This window comes from Pseudomonas sp. AM14(2022) (assembly GCF_036346455.1).
Classification (GTDB): Bacteria; Pseudomonadota; Gammaproteobacteria; order Pseudomonadales; family Pseudomonadaceae; genus Aquipseudomonas; species Aquipseudomonas putida_A.
Genome location: NZ_JAOTNY010000003.1, coordinates 215,018 through 233,410, shown reverse-complemented (window position 1 = coordinate 233,410; position 18,393 = coordinate 215,018). Strand labels below are relative to the sequence as shown.

Genomic DNA, 18,393 nt, shown 5'->3' with positions numbered 1-18,393 from the left:
AGAGGCGCGCTGAGGTCGAGATTAAAAATTCAGGTTGTGGGCAAGCGCAATGATGGCACTTGCCGGTCAACGGTATTGGAGGAAGACGTTGTCTCGCCCGAACTGGTCACGCAGGGCTTGAATCAACGCATCCGCCGGGTCGATTCGCCAGGTCTCGCCAAACTGCAGCAAGGTCTTCGCATCCGGGCTGGTGTACTCCATGGTGATCGGGCACGCCCCGCGGTGACGCTTGAGCAGCTCACCCAACCAGCGTAGCTGATCGCCTTTCAAGTCCTGAGTGTGCAGCTTCAGGCGCAGGCTCTCGGCCAGATTGGTCCGTGCATCTTCCATGCTCATCACCCGTTTGACCCGCAGGCGCAGGCCACCGGAGAAGTCGTCGTTGCTGACCTCGCCTTCAACCACCACCATCGCGTCGGTCTGCAACAGCGACTGCGCAGAGTGAAACGCATCGGCAAACAGCGACGCCTCGATCCGCCCCGAGCGGTCGTCGAGGGTGATGAAGCCCATCTTGTCGCCCTTCTTGTTCTTCATCACCCGCAGGGCAATGATCATCCCGGCCACGGTTTGTGTGTCGCGGGCCGGTTTGAGGTCGATGATGCGCTGCCGGGCGAAACGGCGAATCTCGCCTTCGTACTCGTCGATCGGGTGACCGGTCAGGTACAGGCCCAGAGTGTCTTTCTCACCCTTGAGCCGCTCCTTGAGGGTCAGCTCCTTGGCCTTGCGGTGCGTCGCGTAGACGTCCGCATCTTCCTCGACAAACAGCCCGCCGAACAGGTCGGCATGGCCGCTGTCGCGGGTGCGCGCGGTCTGTTCGGCCGACTTGATCGCCTCCTCCATCGCCGCCAACAGCACCGCGCGGTTGCGGTCGATGTTGGCCTGATAAGCCTTCTGCTCGTCATGGAAGTACGGCCCGAGGCGATCCAGCGCGCCGCTGCGGATCAAACCGTCCAGCGTGCGCTTGTTGATGCGCTTGAGGTCGACCCTGGCGCAGAAGTCGAACAGATCCTTGAATGGACCGGCCTGACGAGCCTCGGTAATCGCTTCCACCGGACCTTCACCGACACCTTTGATCGCGCCCAGGCCGTACACGATGCGGCCTTCGTCGTTCACCGTGAACTTGAACTCCGAAGTGTTCACGTCCGGCGCGTCGAGGCGCAGCTTCATCGTGCGCACTTCCTCGATCAAGGTCACGACCTTGTCGGTGTTGTGCATATCCGCCGAAAGCACCGCCGCCATGAATGGCGCCGGGTAGTGGGCTTTCAGCCAGGCAGTCTGGTACGACACCAGGCCGTAAGCAGCGGAGTGGGACTTGTTGAAGCCGTAACCGGCGAATTTTTCCACCAGGTCGAAAATGTTACCGGCAAGATCCGCGTCGATATTGTTCGACGCACAACCTTCAATAAAGCCGCCGCGCTGCTTGGCCATTTCCTCGGGTTTTTTCTTACCCATCGCCCGACGCAGCATGTCCGCACCACCGAGGGTGTAACCGGCCATGACCTGGGCGATCTGCATCACCTGTTCCTGATACAGAATGATGCCGTAAGTCGGCGCCAGTACCGGCTGCAGGCCTTCATACTGGTAATCCGGATGCGGATAAGCCAATTCGGCGCGACCGTGCTTACGGTTGATGAAGTCATCCACCATGCCCGATTGCAGCGGGCCCGGACGGAACAGGGCCACCAGTGCGATCAAGTCTTCGAGACAGTCAGGCTTGAGCTTTTTGATCAGCTCTTTCATGCCCCGGGATTCGAGCTGGAATACCGCGGTGGTTTCAGCTTTTTGCAGCAACTGATAAGTCGGTTTGTCATCCAGCGGGATAAACGCGATATCCAGCGGCGGCTCGTTGACCTTGGCGCGGTCACGGTTGATGGTTTTCAGCGCCCAGTCGATGATCGTCAGGGTCCGCAGGCCGAGGAAGTCGAACTTCACCAGACCGGCCGCCTCGACGTCGTCCTTGTCGAACTGGGTCACCAGGCCATCGCCGGCCTCGTCGCAATAGATCGGCGAGAAGTCGGTCAGCTTGGTCGGGGCGATTACCACACCACCGGCGTGCTTGCCGACGTTACGCACCACGCCCTCAAGCTTGCGCGCCATCTCCCAGATTTCCGCCGCTTCCTCATCGACCTTGATGAAGTCGCGCAGGATCTCCTCCTGCTCGTAGGCTTTTTCCAGGGTCATGCCGACTTCGAACGGAATCATCTTCGACAGACGATCCGCCAGGCCGAATGACTTGCCTTGGGCCCGCGCCACGTCGCGCACCACAGCCTTGGCGGCCATGGAACCGAAGGTGATGATCTGGCTTACCGCGTTGCGACCGTATTTCTCGGCCACGTAGTCGATCACCCGGTCACGACCGTCCATGCAGAAGTCGACGTCGAAGTCGGGCATCGAGACCCGTTCCGGGTTAAGGAAACGTTCGAACAGCAGGTCGTATTCCAGCGGATCGAGGTCAGTGATCTTCTGCACATAGGCCACCAGCGAGCCGGCACCCGACCCACGGCCCGGGCCCACCGGCACACCGTTGTTCTTGGCCCACTGGATAAAGTCCATCACGATCAGGAAATAACCGGGGAAGCCCATCTGGATGATGATATCCAGCTCGAAATTCAGCCGGTCGACATAGACCTGACGCTTGGCCTCATAGTCTTCGGTGGTGTCCTTGGGCAGCAATACGCTGAGGCGGTCTTCCAGACCGTCGAACGACACCTTGCGGAAATATTCGTCGATGGTCATGCCATCGGGAATCGGGTAGTCGGGCAGGAAGTGCTTGCCCAGCTTCACGTCGATGTTGCAGCGCTTGGCGATCTCGACGGTGTTTTCGATCGCGTCGGGAATGTCGCTGAACAGCTCGGCCATTTCCTCGGCGCTTTTGAGGTATTGCTGGTCGCTGTAATTCTTCGAACGCCGCGGATCGTCGAGGGCGCGGCCCTCACCGATGCACACGCGGGTTTCGTGGGCAGCGAAGTCTTCCTGCTTGATGAAGCGCACGTCGTTGGTCGCCACCAGCGGCGCGCCGAGCTTGTCGGCCAGGGCCACGGCACCGTGCAGTTGCTCTTCGTCGTTGGGACGATTGGTGCGCTGGATCTCCAGATAGAAACGATCCGGGAACACCGCCATCCATTCGCGCGCCAGCGTTTCGGCTTCGTCCGGGTTGCCACTGATCATGGCCATGCCGATCTCGCCTTCTTTGGCGGCGGACAGCATGATCAGGCCTTCGTTGGCCTCGGCGACCCATTCACGCTCGATGATGATCATGCCGTTGCGCTGGCCGTCGATGAAGCCGCGCGAGATCAGCTCGGTGAGATTGCGATAACCCTTGGCGTTCATCACCAACAGGCTGATCCGGCTCAATGGCCCGTCCGGATCCTTGTTCGACAGCCACAGGTCGGCACCGCAGATCGGCTTGATGCCGGCGCCCATGGCGTTTTTATAGAATTTGACCAGGGAACACATGTTGTTCTGATCGGTGACCGCCACGGCCGGCATGTTCATGCCGGTCAGCGCCTTGACCAGTGGCTTGATCCGCACCAGCCCGTCGACCAGGGAGTATTCAGTGTGCAGGCGTAGATGAACGAATGAAGCCGGCATAGTGATCCTGTCCAGTTACATAGAGACAACAAGGCCCGGATTGTACCGGGCCTCGAACAAAACATCAGCCTTGCGCCTAAACCTGCGTCAGGCCTTCGAGCGCCTCGTAAGCCTGACGCACCGGGGCGAAGGAGCGCCGGTGAATCGGGGTCGGGCCAAGGCGCACCAACGCTTCCAGATGAACGGGCGTCGGGTAGCCTTTATGACCGCCGATGCCGTACCCCGGGTAGATCAATTCGAATGCAGCCATTTCACGGTCGCGGCTGACTTTGGCCAGAATCGACGCGGCAGCGATGGCCGGTACCTTGCCGTCACCCTGCACCACCGCTTCGGCGCGCATCGGCAGTTTCGGGCACCGGTTGCCGTCGATCATCGCCAGTTTCGGCTGAATATGCAGCCCGGCCACTGCGCGTTGCATGGCGAGCATGGTCGCGTGGAGGATGTTCAGCTCGTCGATTTCCTCGACTTCGGCGCGTGCAATGCACCAGCTCAGGGATTTCTCGATGATCTCGTCGTAGAGCTTCTCGCGCTTGGCTTCAGTGAGTTTCTTCGAGTCGTTGAGGCCGAGGATCGGCCGGTTCGGATCGAGGATCACCGCCGCCGTCACCACTGCGCCGCACAACGGGCCACGACCGACTTCGTCGACACCGGCCACCAGTTCTTCGACTTCGGCGACCAGGGTGAAATCCAGGCCCATCTGCATCGTCTTGCTCATTGTTTCTGACCGATCAGGTTGAGGACGGCATCCGCCGCCTGATTGGAAGCATCCAGCCGCAGGGTGCGGTGGATCTCGTCGAAGCCTCGGGTCTGCTCTTCGCCGCCTTCGATCAATGGCAACAGTGTCTGGGCCAGGGCCTCGACTGTCGCATCATCCTGCAACAATTCCGGCACCAACAGACGCTGGGCCAGCAGGTTCGGCAGCGACACGTACGGGCTCTTGACCATGCGCTTGAGAATCCAGAAGGTCAGCGGTGCCAGGCGATACGCAACGACCATTGGCCGCTTGTACAGCAACGCCTCAAGCGTCGCCGTGCCCGAAGCGATCAGCACCGCGTTACACGCCGCCAAGGCCAGATGCGACTTGCCGTCGAGCAGGGTTACTGGCAAGTCGCGGCCAACCAGCAACTCTTCGAGCTGAGCGCGACGCTCGGCATTGGCGCACGGGATGACGAAGCGAAGCCCGGGGCGCATGGCCCGCAGACGTTCGGCAGTATCCAGGAACAGCGCACCGAGACGGCCGACTTCACCACCGCGACTGCCGGGCATCAATGCCACCAGCGGCCCGTCGGGCAAGCCGAGTTCGGCACGCGCTGCGGCGCGATCGGCCTGCAACGGAATGGTATCGGCCAGCGTATGACCGACGAACCGCACTGGCACGCCCTGCTCTTCGTAAAATTTTGCTTCGAACGGCAACAGGGTGAGCATCAGATCGCAGCCTTCGCGAATCTTCAGCACACGCTTCTGGCGCCACGCCCACACCGAAGGGCTGACGTAATGCACGGTCTTGATCCCGGCCTGACGCAGCTTGAGTTCGATGTTGAGGTTGAAATCGGGAGCGTCGATGCCGATGAACACATCCGGTTTCTCGGCGATCAGCGTGGCGATCAGGTCCTTGCGGCGCTTGAGCAACTCGCGCAGCCGCCCAAGGACTTCCACCAGCCCCATGACCGACAGACGTTCCATGGGGAAATAAGACGTCAGGCCCTCGGCCTGCATCAACGGACCGCCGACACCGATGAACTCGACTGCCGGATGTTGAGCCTTGAGGGCGCGCATGAGGCCGGCGCCCAGAATGTCGCCGGAAGCTTCGCCCGCCACCAGCGCAATACGCAGACTGGCCATGATCAGCGGGTGATGCCGCGAGTCGACGACTGGATCGAGTCACGAAACAGCGCAACTTCCGGGAACTGCGCAGCAGGTTCGGCCAATTCGGCCAACGCTTGCTCCACGGTCAGGCCCTGGCGATACACGGTCTTATAAGCGCGGCGCAGCGCGTGAATCGCGTCTTCGCTGAAACCACGACGGCGCATGCCTTCGAAGTTCATGCTGCGCGCTTCGGCCGGGTTGCCGAACACGGTCACGAACGCCGGAACGTCCTTGCCGATGGCGGTGCCCATGCCGGAAAAACTGTGGGCGCCGATGTGGCAGTACTGATGCACCAGGGTGAAACCGGAAAGGATCGCCCAATCGTCAACGTGCACATGCCCGGCCAACGCGGTGTTGTTGACCAGGATGCAGTGGTTGCCGATCACGCTGTCATGCCCGATGTGGGCGTACGCCATGATCAGGTTGTGATCGCCCAGCGTGGTTTCCGAACGGTCCTGCACGGTGCCACGGTGAATCGTCACGCCTTCGCGAATGACGTTGTGATCACCGATCACCAGACGGGTTTCTTCGCCTTTGTACTTCAGATCCGGCGTGTCTTCGCCTACCGAGGAAAACTGGTAGATGCGGTTGTGCTTGCCGATGCGGGTCGGGCCTTTGAGGACCACATGCGGCCCGATCACGGTACCCTCGCCGATTTCCACACCTGCGCCGACGATCGACCACGGGCCGACCTCGACGCCGTCAGCCAGAACGGCCGACGGATCGATGATTGCGCGAGGGTCAATCAAACTCATAGCTTGCGTTCCGCACAGATGATTTCAGCCGAGCAGACTGGCTTGCCGTCGACCGAAGCCTGGCATTCGAATTTCCAGATCTGGCGCTTGCAGCTGATGAACTTGGCTTCCAGGATCAACTGGTCACCCGGCAGCACCGGCTGACGGAAACGCAGCTTGTCGGAACCGACGAAGTAGTAAAGGGTGCCATCGGCCGGTTTCACGTCGAGCATTTTGAAACCGAGGATCCCGGCAGCCTGGGCCATCGCTTCGATGATCAGTACGCCCGGCATGATCGGGTGCGCCGGGAAGTGGCCGTTGAAGAATGGCTCATTGATGCTGACATTCTTGTAGGCGCGAATGCGCTTGCCTTCAGTGTCCAGTTCCACCACCCGGTCCACCAGCAGGAACGGGTAACGGTGAGGCAGGTATTCGCGAATCTCGTTGATGTCCATCATTTCGGGGGGAAGCCTATGTAAAGATTGGGAGCGCGACTGACGCGCACTCCTCTAGCAAATCAAGGAGGCAGTCTAGAGGCTGTGCACACTTGATATGGAAATGGTATCAGCCATCAGATGAAGCATTGCTGCCGGGGGTCACTTCCCCGACGCGCTTTTCCAGTTGCTTCAAACGTCGCGCGAGGTCATCGAGCTGACGGATGCGGGCCGCGCTTTTGCGCCATTCGGCCGCCGGTTGCATGGCTGTGCCGGAAGAATAGGCGCCTGGCTCGGTAATCGAGTGGGTCACCATGGTCATCCCGGTCAAGAAAACGTTGTCGCAAATATCGATGTGCCCCACCAGGCCGACACCACCGGCGAGCATGCAGTGCTTGCCGATTTTGGTGCTGCCGGAGATACCGACACAGGCCGCCATGGCGGTGTGATCACCGACCTGGACGTTGTGCGCGATCTGGATCTGGTTGTCGAGTTTCACGCCGTTGCCGATCACGGTATCTGCCAGCGCGCCACGGTCGATGGCGGTATTCACGCCGATCTCGACATCGTCGCCGATGGTCACGCCGCCGATCTGGGCGATCTTTTGCCAGATACCTTTCTCGTTGGCAAAACCGAAGCCTTCACCACCGAGAACGGCACCGGACTGGATCACTACACGCTTGCCGATGCGCACGTCGTGGTACAGCGTCACCCGCGGAGCGAGCCAGCCGCCCTCGCCGATTTCACTGCGGGCACCGATGACGCAATGGGCCCCCAGGGTGACCTGCGCACCAATGCGCGCACCGGCCTCGATCACCACAAACGGACCGATGCTGGCGCTTGGATCAACTACCGCATCCGGTGCAATCACCGCCGTGGGATGAACGCCCGCAGCGGCTTTCGGTTTGGGATCGAACAGATGGGAGATACGGGCGTAAGCCAGGTAAGGATCCGGCACCACCAGCGCGTTGCCGGCAAAACCTTCGGCGTCGGCTTCCTTGAGCAATAGCGCAGCCGCCTGGGAACTTGCCAGGTATTTGCGATATTGAGGATTTGCCAGAAAGCTCAACTGAGCTGGGCCAGCCTCCTGCAAGGTGGCTAGCCCAGTAATTTGCGTCTCGGGGTCGCCACGCAGGGTGGCGCCGAGGAACTCGGCCAACTGGCCGAGCTTGATAGTCACGGTCATGGGTTACTTCAGCTGATTCATGCGCTCGATAACCTGGCGCGTGATGTCGTACTGAGGTTTGACATCGATCACTGCGCCACGCTCGAACACCAGGTCAAAACCACCTTTCTTGATGACTTCTTCCACTGCGCTATCCAGTTTCGGCTTCAGTTGCTTGAGCATTTCGCGGTCGGCAACTGCCTTGGCTTCGTTCAGTTCCTTGGACTGGAACTGGAAGTCACGGGCCTTTTGCTTGAATTCAAGCTCCAGACGCTCACGCTCGCCCTGCTGCATCTTGTCGCCACCGGCCATCAGACGGTCCTGAATGCCCTTGGCGCTGCTTTCCAGCGTCTTGAGCTTGGTCAGTTGCGGACCGAACTTCTTCTCGGCATCCACGGCGTATTTCTTGGCCGCGTCGGACTCCAGCAGTGCCATCTGATAGTTCAGAACGGCGATTTTCATGTCGGCGAACGCCGGGCCTGCCACCAGTACGGAGGCCAGGAGAACCAATTGAGTCAACTTACGCACGATGCACTCCTACAAAATCCATTGTCGTTATCTTGGGTCAGACGCTTAGAACGTCTGGCCGAGGGAGAATTGGAACACTTGAGTTTCAGCGTTATCCGGTTTCTTGACCGGCATCGCCAGAGCAAAACTCAGAGGACCCAGTGCGGTGACCCAGGTCACACCCACACCAACGGAACTGGCCATGTTGCTCAGGCTGATGTCGTTACACTTGGTGTTGGACGTCGAGCCATTTGCGTTGGTGGTGTCCTTGCACTGCGAATCGAAAACGTTACCCACGTCCCAGAATACCGAGGTACGCAAGGAGCGTTGATCCTTGACGAACGGCAGCGGGAACAGAACCTCGGCACCGCCCTGGATCAGGACGTTACCACCGAACGGCAGCGGATCCTGATCCGGGTCAACCGAAGTACCCGGATTGGTACCACGACTCGGAGTACTGCGCGGCCCCAGAGTACTGTCCTTGAAGCCACGTACCGAGTTGAAACCACCAGCATAGTAGTTTTCATAGAACGGCAAGCCGTCGGTCGAACCATAACCGTCGCCATAACCCAGCTCGGTGTGCAGACGCAGGGTGTAGTTTTCGGTGATCGGCTGGAACAACTGACCACGGTAGTCGAGTTTGTAGAACGACAGGTCGCTGCCCGGAATCGTGGTTTCCAGCGTCAGGCTCTGCGAACGACCACGGGTCGGCAGTACGCCCTTGTTCAGGGTCGACTCGGACCAACCGGCCGATGCCTTGAAGTTCAGGTACTGGTCGCCTTCCTTGTTAACGAAGTCGAAGATCTCGTCAACGGTGTACTGACCGGTCTTGATCTTGTCCTGCTGAGCGGACAGACCGAAGGTCAGACGCGAAGTCTCGCTGATCGGGTAGCCAACGTTGACGCCGGCACCCAGGCTGTCTACCGCATAGCTTGCTACGTCGACGTCGAGGTCTTTGTAGTCGGTGGTGCGATAGAACGCGTTGTAACCCAGGCTCACGCCATCGGCGGTCCAGTACGGGTCAACGTAGCCGAAGTTGTAGCGGCTCTGGTATTCGCTGCGGGTCAGGCCCACGCTCACACGGTTACCGGTACCGAGGAAGTTGTTCTGGGTGATCGAACCACCGAGGATCAGACCGGCGCTCTGGGCGAAACCGACACTGGCGGTGATCGAACCGGAGGCCTGCTCTTCAACGGCGTAGTTCACGTCAACCTGGTCGTCGACACCCGGTACAGCCGGCGTTTCAACGTTCACTTCCTTGAAGAAGCCCAGACGCTCCAGACGGGTCTTGGACTGGTCGATCAGGTAGGTCGAAGCCCAGCCACCTTCCATCTGACGCATTTCACGACGCAGCACTTCGTCCTCGGACTTGGTGTTGCCACGGAAGTTGATGCGATTGACGTAGGCACGCTTGCCCGGATCGACGGCGAACAGGATGTCCACAGTGTGATCGTCGTCATGCGGCTGAGGTACGCCGTTGACGTTGGCGAAGGTGTAACCCTCGTTACCCAGACGGCGGGTGATCAGTTCGGAGGTGGTGGTCATCAGCTTGCGCGAGAACACCTGGCCTTTCTGCACCAGCAACAGCGACTTGACCTGGTCTTCAGGCACTTTCAGGTCACCGCTGAGCTTGACGTCACGAACGGTGTACTTCTCGCCTTCGGTGATGTTGACGGTGATGTAGACGTGCTTCTTGTCCGGGGTGATGGACACCTGGGTCGAAGCGATATCCATGTTGATGTAGCCACGGTCCAGGTAGTAGGAACGCAGGCGCTCCAGGTCACCGGAGAGTTTTTCACGGGCATACTTGTCGTCGTTCTTGAAGAACGACAGCCAGTTGGTGGTTTTCAGCTCGAACAGGTCGATCAGATCGTCATCAGGGAAGACCGTGTTACCCACCACGTTGATGTGCTGGATGGCCGCCACGGTGCCTTCGTTGATCTTCACTTTCAGCGCGACGCGGTTGCGCGGCTGCGAGACCACTTCGGTGTCGACGGTCGCCGAGTAACGGCCCTGGGCAACGTACTGACGTTGCAGCTCGTTACGGACACCTTCGAGGGTGGCGCGCTGGAAGATTTCACCTTCGGACAGACCGGACTGCTTGAGGCCCTTCATCAGGTCTTCGGTGGAGATCGCCTTGTTGCCTTCGATCTCGATACTGGCGACCGACGGACGTTCGACGACCGTGATCACCAGAACGTTGCCTTCGCGGCCCAGCTGGATATCTTGAAAGAAACCGGTTTTGAACAACGCACGAGTGGATTCCACCAGGCGACGATCATCCGCCTGCTCGCCGACGTTCAACGGCAAGGCACCAAAGACGCTACCCGCGGAGACCCGCTGGAGGCCATTGACGCGAATATCAGAGATAGTGAAGGACTCGGCGTGAACTTCGGCGATCATCAATACGGTGAGAACCGCAGTTAGCAGCAGACGTTTCATGAAGTCCTTTCTTATTCCAACTGGCAATAAACAAACTGCCGCAAAATGCGGCAGATTCGCAATTCAGCGAAGCTTTACAGTCGACCCAGATCATTGACCAGAGCAAGCAACATCACTCCGACCACCAAACTGATACCGATCTGCACCCCCCAACCTTGCACCCGATCCGACAAGGGGCGACCACGCACCCACTCAATCAGATAAAACAACAAATGCCCCCCATCCAGTACAGGAATGGGCAGCAAATTCAGAACCCCCAAGCTAATACTCAGATAAGCAAGGAAATTCAGGAAATCAGCAACGCCCGACTGGGCAGAAGCGCCCGCCACTTTAGCAATGGTTATCGGCCCACTCAAGTTTTTTACCGAGAGCTCGCCAAACAGCATTTTCTTCAGTGAGTCCAGCGTCAGGATGCTCATGGTCCAGGTACGCCGGGCACCCTCGCCAATTGCGGCCAACGGGCCATAACTGACCTCGCGGATCATTTCCGGCGGCCAGTCCACTGCTTTCACGCCAGCACCCAGATAACCGCTCGGCGCCTTGCTTTCGCCACGCGCAGCCAAGGTCACCGGGACGTCGATTTGAGCACCGTCGCGCTCGACGCGCAGCAAGATTCTGGTATCAGGACGCGTACGAACGGTATCAACCACTTGCTGCCAGTCACCCAGCGCCTGGCCATCGAGCGACAACAGGCGGTCGCCGGTTTTCAGACCAGCGGCCTGCGCCGGACCTTTTGGATCGAGCTCGGCCAGCACCGGCGGCAACGCCGGGCGCCATGGGCGAATACCCAGCGAGCGAATCGGATCGGGTTCATCAGCCCCTTTGAGCCAGTGGTCCAGCGCCAGTTCGCGCGGCGTGTCAGCGGTAGAGCCCTGCTCGCGCACGAGCAATCGCAGGGAACCGCTTTCCCCAAGACGACGAACCAACTGCAAATTGACGGCCGCCCAGCCGGAAGTCGGCTCGCCATCGATGGCGACGATTTCCTGACCGGCACTCAAACCGGCCTTGGCCGCGATGCTGCCGGACTCGACGGCACCGATGACCGGACGGATCTGCTCACTGCCGAGCATCGCCAGCACCCAGAAAAACACCAGGGCCAGCAGGAAGTTGGCGATCGGTCCCGCCGCGACAATAGCGATGCGCTGGCGAACCGATTTGCGATTGAAGGACTGATGAAGCTGATCGGCTGGCACCTCGCCTTCACGCTCATCGAGCATTTTGACGTAGCCACCCAGCGGAATCGCGGCGACGACAAACTCGGTGCCCTGCTTGTCGTGCCAGCGCAGCAGGGGCATGCCGAAGCCTACGGAAAAACGCAAAACCTTGACGCCACAGCGACGCGCGACCCAGAAGTGGCCGAATTCGTGAAAGGCGACCAGTACACCCAAAGCGATCAGGGTGCCGGCAATCATATAGAGCGCGCTCATCTACTTTCTCCGCAATCCTGTTCAGTGCCGCGTGAAGCCATGGGTCTGCAACGGCTATCGGCCGTGACGATCAAGCCACTGTTCGGCCAGAATCCGCGCTTTCGCGTCCGCGGTAAACACCGCGTCCAGATCCTCAAGCGCAACCACTGGCTCGAGGTTCAGCACGTCCTCGATAATACTCGCGATTTCCAGATAACCAACGCGTCCGTCGAGAAACGCCGCGACTGCCACTTCGTTGGCCGCATTGAGCATGGCCGGCGCACTGTTGCCGGCCTCCGCCGCCTGTCGCGCCAGGCGCAGACAAGGGAAGCGCTGTTCGTCCGGCGCCTCGAAATCCAGGCGCGCAACGGCAAACAGATCCAGCGGCGCCACACCCGAGTCGATTCGCTCAGGCCAGGCCAGTGCGTTGGCAATCGGCGTGCGCATGTCAGGGTTGCCCAACTGCGCCAATACCGAGCCATCCACATAGTCGACCAGCGAGTGAATCACACTCTGCGGATGGATCACCACCTCGACCTGCGACGGCTTGGCATCGAACAGCCAGCAGGCCTCGATCAACTCCAGGCCCTTGTTCATCATGCTGGCCGAGTCCACTGAGATCTTGCGACCCATCGACCAGTTCGGGTGCGCACACGCCTGATCAGGCGAAACATGCGCCAGCTCGCTCATCGGCGTCTGCCGGAAAGGACCGCCCGAAGCCGTCAGCAGAATCCGCCGCACGCCGACCGCACCCAGTCCACGGGCAAAATCCTGCGGCATGCACTGGAAGATCGCGTTGTGTTCGCTGTCGATCGGCAGCAACACCGAACCGCTCTTGTGCACCGCCTGCATGAACAGCGCGCCAGACATCACCAGCGCCTCTTTGTTGGCCAGGAGAATTTTCTTCCCGGCCTGCACCGCCGCCAGCGTCGGGCGCAGGCCCGCGGCGCCGACAATGGCCGCCATCACAGCATCAACTTCAGGGGCGGAGGCGACCTGGCACAGGCCCTCTTCCCCCACCAGCACCCGAGTGGACAGCCCGGCAGCCCGCAAGTCGTCCTGCAAGCCACGCGCCGCAGCCACTTCAGGCACCACCGCAAACTGCGGCACATGCCGAACGCACAAGGCCAGCAACTCGCTCAGGCGCGTGAAACCGCTCAGGGCGAAAACCTGATAACGCTCGGGATGCCGAGCGATAACGTCGAGGGTGCTCAGGCCAATCGAACCGGTAGCCCCCAGGACAGTGATCTGTTGCGGGCGGCTCACGGTGCAGCCATCCACAGCAGTACGGCAAAAATCGGGATCGCAGCGGTCAGGCTGTCGATGCGATCAAGCACACCGCCATGACCGGGCAGCAGGTTGCTGCTGTCCTTGATGCCGGACTGGCGCTTGAACATACTTTCGGTGAGGTCGCCCACCACCGAAATGAACACGATCAACGCAGCGCCGATCAAGCCCTTGAGCAGTTCGGCCACGGTCCAGTCACGCACCAGGCCGACGATCGCAGTGATCACCAGACTCAGCGCCAGACCACCATAAACGCCTTCCCAGCTCTTACCCGGGCTGACTTGCGGCGCCAGCTTGCGCTTGCCGAAAGCACGGCCGGAGAAGTAAGCACCGATGTCGGCACCCCAGACCAGCACCATCACCGCCATGATCAGCCAGTTACCCAGCGGGTACTGTTTGATCTGCACCAGCCCTTGCCAGGCCGGCAACAGGATCAGCAAGCCGATCACCAGTTTGGTGGCCGCCGTAGACCAGTGCTCGCTCGAGCGCGGGTACGTCAGCACCAGGTACGTCGCTACCGCCCACCACAACACCGAAGCGCCCAACACCCAAGGGGCGAGGCCCGGCAGGACGTACATGACGAACAGCATCAGCGCGACGACAGCGGCATAGCCGACACGGAACGACTGTGCGGTAAAGCCAGCCAGGCGCGCCCATTCCCAGGCGCCCAGGCTTACGACCAGACCGATGAACAGCGCGAAACCGGAGCCTTCGAGCAGGAAAAACCCGCACAGGGCGATCGGCAGCAGGATCAGCGCAGTGATGATTCGTTGTTTAAGCATTAAACCCGGGCTCCAGCTTCAACCTGTTCGCTCGTTTTACCGAAGCGACGCTGGCGTGAAGCGAAATCGGCCAGCGCAGTGCGCATGGCTTCGTGTTTGAAGTCCGGCCAGAACAGGTCGGAGAAGTACAACTCGGCATACGCCAGTTGCCACAGCAGGAAGTTGCTGATGCGGTGCTCGCCACCGGTGCGGATGCACAGGTCCGGCAGCGGCAGATCACCGGTGGCCAGACAGGTTTGCAGCAGATCCGGGGTGATGTCCTCCGGACGCAGATGCCCGGCCTGGACTTCACGCGCCAGACGCTGCGCCGCCTGGGCAATATCCCACTGACCGCCGTAGTTGGCGGCGATCTGCAAGATGAAGCGGTTGGCACCAGCGGTCATGGCCTCGGCCTCGCGCATCGCCGCCTGAAGCTCAGGATGAAAGCGCGAGCGATCGCCGATGATGCGCAGGCTGATGTTGTTGTCATTGAGACGCTTGGCCTCACGACGCAGCGCCTTGAAGAACAAATCCATCAAGGCACTGACTTCATCGGCCGGGCGCTGCCAGTTTTCACTGGAAAAGGCGAACAGGGTGAGCACTTCGACCTTGGCCTCGGCGCACACCTCGATCACTGCCCGCACAGCATCCACGCCGGCCTTATGCCCGGCGACACCCGGCATAAAGCGTTTTTTCGCCCAGCGATTATTGCCATCCATGATGATCGCGACATGGCGCGGCACCGCGGACGGCGCAGACTGCTTGGTCTTGTCCATTAAAAGCTCGACCCTTATACGGCCATCAGGTCTTTTTCTTTCTCGTCCGTGGCCTTGGTGATCTGGGCCTCGGATTCCTTGGTCAGCTTATCGATATCAGCGATGGCACGACGCTCTTCGTCTTCACTGATTTCCTTGTCCTTGACCAGCTTTTTAAGCTCACCCAATGCGTCACGACGAATATTGCGCACGGCAACACGCGCGTCTTCCGCTGCGCTACGGGCCTGCTTGGTGAAGCCCTTGCGCGTTTCCTCGGTGAGGGCAGGCATCGGGATCAAAAGCAACTCACCCAGGTTGGTCGGATTGAGGTTCAGACCGGCGCTCTGGATCGCCTTGTCGACGGCAGCAAGCATGTTGCGCTCGAAGGCCACGACTTGCAGGGTACGCGAATCTTTCACGGTGACGTTGGCGACGCTGCTCAGCGGGGTATCAGTACCGTAGTAAGGCACCATGACGCTGCCGAGAATGCTCGGGTGAGCCTTGCCGGTACGAATCTGGCCGAACGCGTGGTTCAGAGATTCCAGGGATTTCTGCATACGCGCTTGGGCGTCTTTCTTGATTTCGTTGATCATTGTTGGCCTTCCTCGATCAAAGTCCCTTCAGCGCCGCCGTGCACAATGTTCAGCAGGGCGCCGGGCTTGTTCATGTTGAATACGCGCAGCGGCATCTTGTGATCGCGGCACAGGCAGATAGCAGTCAGATCCATCACGCCCAGCTTGCGATCCAGCACTTCATCATAAGTCAGATGATCGAACTTCTCGGCATGCGGGTCTTTGAACGGGTCTGCGGTGTAAACGCCATCAACCTTGGTCGCTTTCAGCACGACGTCGGCATCGATTTCGATGGCACGCAGGCAGGCTGCCGAATCCGTGGTAAAGAACGGATTACCGGTACCGGCGGCGAAGATCACCACGTCCTTGGAGTTCAGGTGGCGCATGGCTTTGCGGCGATCATAGTGATCGGTCACGCCAACCATGGAAATGGCCGACATCACGATGGCCGAGATATTGGCACGTTCCAGCGCATCGCGCATGGCCAGGGCGTTCATCACAGTGGCCAGCATGCCCATGTGGTCGCCTGTCACCCGATCCATGCCAGCCTTGCTCAAGGCCTCACCACGGAACAGGTTGCCACCGCCGATCACCAGACCGACCTGTACGCCGATGCCGACCAGTTGGCCGACTTCCAGCGCCATCCGATCCAGCACTTTTGGATCGATCCCGAACTCTTCCGAGCCCATCAGGGCCTCGCCGCTAAGCTTGAGTAGAATGCGTTTATAGCGAGCCTGATAACCACTGCCCTGCTGAGCCATTGCGAATCTCTCCTGCGGCGTATTTAAAAAATTCTGTGCAAGCTGTTTTACAGCTGCCGTTCACTCTAGCTTGGCGCTGCTTCAGCGCCATCGGAACCTGGCTTTGTAAGTCAGTTCCCAGTGGAAACCAATTAAAAAATGGTAACCCCATCTGAAAAGAGGCTGCGCGCGTGAGCGGGCAGCCTCTTTCGGGCGACAGTTGAAAAACCGTCTTATTGCTTGGCGGCAGCCAGCTGGGCAGCAACTTCTTCAGCGAAGTTGTCGACCGGCTTCTCGATGCCTTCGCCTACTTTGAAGTAGGTGAAGGAAACGATTTCTGCGCCGCCTTTCTTGGCCAGCTCGCCAACCTTGATTTCAGGGTTCTTGACGAACGCCTGCTCAACCAGGCTTGCTTCTGCCAGGAACTTGCTGATACGGCCTTTGACCATGTTCTCAACAATGTTTTCTGGCTTGCCTTTGATCTTCTCTTCGTTCAACTGCAGGAACACAGCTTTTTCACGCTCGATCGCTTCAGCCGAAACTTGCGAAGGCAGCAGGAACTCAGGGTTGCTGGCAGCTACGTGCATCGCGATGTCTTTGGCCAGCTCGACGTCACCGCCTTTCAGAGCCACAACCACGCCGATCTTGTTGCCGTGCAGGTAAGAACCGACAACGTCACCTTCGATACGGGCCAGACGACGGATGTTGACGTTCTCGCCTACTTTGGCAACCAGTGCTTCGCGAGCAGCTTCTTGCGAAGCGATCAGCGGAGCAGCGTCGGTCAGCTTGTCAGCGAAAGCTTTTTCAACGCTGGCAGCGACGAAGTTTTTGAAGTCGTCTTGCAGAGCCAGGAAGTCGGTCTGCGAGTTCACTTCCAGGATAACGGCAGCTTTACCGTCGTCCTTGATTGCGATTGCGCCTTCAGCGGCAACGTTGCCAGCCTTTTTCGCAGCCTTGATCGCGCCCGAAGCACGCATGTCATCAATGGCTTTTTCGATGTCGCCGTCAGCCTTTTCCAGGGCTTTCTTGCAGTCCATCATGCCTTCGCCGGTACGCTCGCGCAGTTCTTTAACCAACGCTGCAGTAATTGCTGCCATTTTCAAATTCCTCTTGGATAGGTTTTCAACCATTCCACCCGATCGAACGGGCGTTCAATTCTTCCCGAAACACCTTGTAGCTGCTGCACGTTACAAATGCAGGAGGTGCGCTGCCACAAGTGGGCGCCAACAAACGGTTTTCGAGGTGGCAAAAAGGGGGCCAAGCCCCCTTTTTGCTTACTGAGTCAACGCCAGGGCGTCGATTACTCAGCTGCAGCCTGAGTTTCTTCAGCTGCGAATTCAACAGTGCCGCCAGCAACATTGTTGCGACCACGGATCACTGCGTCAGCCATCGAACCCATGTACAGCTGGATAGCGCGGATTGCGTCATCGTTGCCTGGGATGATGTAGTCAACGCCTTCCGGGCTGCTGTTGGTATCGACAACGCCGATGACCGGGATGCCCAGCTTGTTGGCTTCGGTGATCGCGATGCGCTCGTGGTCAACGTCGATCACGAACAGTGCGTCTGGCAGACCGCCCATGTCCTTGATGCCGCCCAGCGAACGATCCAGCTTTTCCAGGTCACGGGAGCGCATCAGCGCTTCTTTCTTGGTCAGCTTGGCGAAGGTACCGTCTTCGGCTTGAACTTCAAGGTCACGCAGACGCTTGATGGAAGCACGAATGGTTTTGAAGTTGGTCAGCATGCCGCCCAACCAGCGGTGATCGACGTACGGCGAACCGCAACGTGCTGCTTCTTCAGCAACGATCTTGCCAGCGGAACGCTTGGTGCCGACGAACAGAATCTTGTTTTTGCCCTGGGCCAGACGCTCTACGAAAGTCAGAGCTTCGTTGAACATTGGCAGGGTTTTTTCAAGGTTGATGATGTGAATCTTGTTACGCGCGCCGAAAATGTACTTACCCATTTTCGGATTCCAGTAACGGGTTTGGTGACCGAAGTGCACACCGGCCTTCAGCATATCGCGCATGTTGACTTGGGACATGATAGTTCCTTAATAAGTCGGGTTTGGCCTCCACGTATCCCAATGACCAACCAGTGGCATAAAGCCAAAAGCACCCAGGTCATCGTGTCGACACGTGT

Annotated in this window: 16 protein-coding genes; all 16 read right to left on the bottom strand. The window is 59.3% G+C overall.

The window, feature by feature from the left end; translation table 11 throughout:
• Window positions 1-66: 66 nt before the first annotated feature.
• Complete coding sequence (gene dnaE / locus V3W27_RS07820) at window positions 67-3,588, bottom strand: DNA polymerase III subunit alpha (RefSeq protein WP_097086450.1); 3,522 nt, start codon at window positions 3,586-3,588, stop codon at window positions 67-69.
• A gap of 76 nt (window positions 3,589-3,664) precedes the next feature.
• Window positions 3,665-4,291 (bottom strand): ribonuclease HII, encoded by a 627-nt coding sequence (gene rnhB, locus V3W27_RS07815; RefSeq protein ID WP_027611036.1) that lies wholly within the window; start codon window positions 4,289-4,291, stop codon window positions 3,665-3,667.
• An 8-nt stretch (window positions 4,292-4,299) separates the two neighbouring features.
• Window positions 4,300-5,430, bottom strand: a complete 1,131-nt coding sequence (lpxB, locus tag V3W27_RS07810; RefSeq protein ID WP_135295057.1) for a lipid-A-disaccharide synthase — start codon at window positions 5,428-5,430, stop codon at window positions 4,300-4,302.
• Between the two features lie 2 nt (window positions 5,431-5,432).
• Window positions 5,433-6,209, bottom strand: a complete 777-nt coding sequence (lpxA, locus tag V3W27_RS07805; protein WP_007964278.1) for an acyl-ACP--UDP-N-acetylglucosamine O-acyltransferase — start codon at window positions 6,207-6,209, stop codon at window positions 5,433-5,435.
• The gene (fabZ, locus tag V3W27_RS07800; protein WP_003222142.1) at window positions 6,206-6,646 is read right to left on the bottom strand and encodes a 3-hydroxyacyl-ACP dehydratase FabZ; all 441 of its coding nucleotides are present in this window, start codon (window positions 6,644-6,646) and stop codon (window positions 6,206-6,208) included. The genes lpxA and fabZ overlap by 4 nt, the downstream gene beginning before the upstream one ends.
• A gap of 106 nt (window positions 6,647-6,752) precedes the next feature.
• Entirely contained in the window at window positions 6,753-7,808 is a 1,056-nt protein-coding gene (gene lpxD, locus V3W27_RS07795; RefSeq protein ID WP_123587100.1) for a UDP-3-O-(3-hydroxymyristoyl)glucosamine N-acyltransferase, read from the bottom strand.
• Between the two features lie 3 nt (window positions 7,809-7,811).
• On the bottom strand, window positions 7,812-8,315 hold the full coding sequence (locus V3W27_RS07790; protein ID WP_003222140.1) for an OmpH family outer membrane protein: 504 nt from the start codon (window positions 8,313-8,315) through the stop codon (window positions 7,812-7,814).
• 45 nt (window positions 8,316-8,360) lie between these two features.
• Window positions 8,361-10,736: an outer membrane protein assembly factor BamA gene (bamA, locus tag V3W27_RS07785; RefSeq protein ID WP_247269401.1), complete on the bottom strand. Its 2,376-nt coding sequence runs from the start codon at window positions 10,734-10,736 to the stop codon at window positions 8,361-8,363.
• 74 nt (window positions 10,737-10,810) lie between these two features.
• Window positions 10,811-12,163: a sigma E protease regulator RseP gene (gene rseP / locus V3W27_RS07780; protein ID WP_330206335.1), complete on the bottom strand. Its 1,353-nt coding sequence runs from the start codon at window positions 12,161-12,163 to the stop codon at window positions 10,811-10,813.
• A gap of 54 nt (window positions 12,164-12,217) precedes the next feature.
• Window positions 12,218-13,408: a 1-deoxy-D-xylulose-5-phosphate reductoisomerase gene (gene ispC / locus V3W27_RS07775; protein WP_135295055.1), complete on the bottom strand. Its 1,191-nt coding sequence runs from the start codon at window positions 13,406-13,408 to the stop codon at window positions 12,218-12,220.
• Window positions 13,405-14,211, bottom strand: a complete 807-nt coding sequence (locus tag V3W27_RS07770; protein ID WP_027611029.1) for a phosphatidate cytidylyltransferase — start codon at window positions 14,209-14,211, stop codon at window positions 13,405-13,407. Before V3W27_RS07770 ends, ispC begins: the two co-directional genes overlap by 4 nt.
• Window positions 14,211-14,966 carry a polyprenyl diphosphate synthase gene (gene uppS / locus V3W27_RS07765; RefSeq protein WP_003222128.1) on the bottom strand — a complete coding sequence of 252 codons (756 nt, stop codon included), beginning with the start codon at window positions 14,964-14,966 and terminating at the stop codon, window positions 14,211-14,213. Before uppS ends, V3W27_RS07770 begins: the two co-directional genes overlap by 1 nt.
• 14 nt (window positions 14,967-14,980) lie before the next feature.
• Window positions 14,981-15,538: a ribosome recycling factor gene (frr, locus tag V3W27_RS07760; protein WP_047291868.1), complete on the bottom strand. Its 558-nt coding sequence runs from the start codon at window positions 15,536-15,538 to the stop codon at window positions 14,981-14,983.
• On the bottom strand, window positions 15,535-16,278 hold the full coding sequence (gene pyrH, locus V3W27_RS07755) for a UMP kinase (RefSeq protein WP_003222124.1): 744 nt from the start codon (window positions 16,276-16,278) through the stop codon (window positions 15,535-15,537). Before pyrH ends, frr begins: the two co-directional genes overlap by 4 nt.
• Window positions 16,279-16,490: 212 nt before the next feature.
• A complete protein-coding gene (tsf, locus tag V3W27_RS07750) occupies window positions 16,491-17,354 on the bottom strand; it encodes a translation elongation factor Ts (protein ID WP_027611027.1) in 864 nt (287 codons plus the stop codon).
• A 203-nt stretch (window positions 17,355-17,557) separates the two neighbouring features.
• Window positions 17,558-18,295: a 30S ribosomal protein S2 gene (gene rpsB / locus V3W27_RS07745; RefSeq protein WP_003222119.1), complete on the bottom strand. Its 738-nt coding sequence runs from the start codon at window positions 18,293-18,295 to the stop codon at window positions 17,558-17,560.
• Window positions 18,296-18,393 lie beyond the last annotated feature (98 nt).

Bases quoted from the DNA above. Each gene is read 5' to 3' on its own strand.
- dnaE (WP_097086450.1), bottom strand. From the start codon at position 3,588: ATGCCGGCTTCATTCGTTCATCTACGCCTGCACACTGAATACTCCCTG.
- rnhB (WP_027611036.1), bottom strand. From the start codon at position 4,291: ATGCAGATGGGCCTGGATTTCACCCTGGTCGCCGAAGTCGAAGAACTG.
- lpxB (WP_135295057.1), bottom strand. From the start codon at position 5,430: ATGGCCAGTCTGCGTATTGCGCTGGTGGCGGGCGAAGCTTCCGGCGAC.
- lpxA (WP_007964278.1), bottom strand. From the start codon at position 6,209: ATGAGTTTGATTGACCCTCGCGCAATCATCGATCCGTCGGCCGTTCTG.
- fabZ (WP_003222142.1), bottom strand. From the start codon at position 6,646: ATGATGGACATCAACGAGATTCGCGAATACCTGCCTCACCGTTACCCG.
- lpxD (WP_123587100.1), bottom strand. From the start codon at position 7,808: ATGACCGTGACTATCAAGCTCGGCCAGTTGGCCGAGTTCCTCGGCGCC.
- bamA (WP_247269401.1), bottom strand. From the start codon at position 10,736: ATGAAACGTCTGCTGCTAACTGCGGTTCTCACCGTATTGATGATCGCC.
- rseP (WP_330206335.1), bottom strand. From the start codon at position 12,163: ATGAGCGCGCTCTATATGATTGCCGGCACCCTGATCGCTTTGGGTGTA.
- V3W27_RS07770 (WP_027611029.1), bottom strand. From the start codon at position 14,211: ATGCTTAAACAACGAATCATCACTGCGCTGATCCTGCTGCCGATCGCC.
- uppS (WP_003222128.1), bottom strand. From the start codon at position 14,966: ATGGACAAGACCAAGCAGTCTGCGCCGTCCGCGGTGCCGCGCCATGTC.
- frr (WP_047291868.1), bottom strand. From the start codon at position 15,538: ATGATCAACGAAATCAAGAAAGACGCCCAAGCGCGTATGCAGAAATCC.
- pyrH (WP_003222124.1), bottom strand. From the start codon at position 16,278: ATGGCTCAGCAGGGCAGTGGTTATCAGGCTCGCTATAAACGCATTCTA.
- tsf (WP_027611027.1), bottom strand. From the start codon at position 17,354: ATGGCAGCAATTACTGCAGCGTTGGTTAAAGAACTGCGCGAGCGTACC.
- rpsB (WP_003222119.1), bottom strand. From the start codon at position 18,295: ATGTCCCAAGTCAACATGCGCGATATGCTGAAGGCCGGTGTGCACTTC.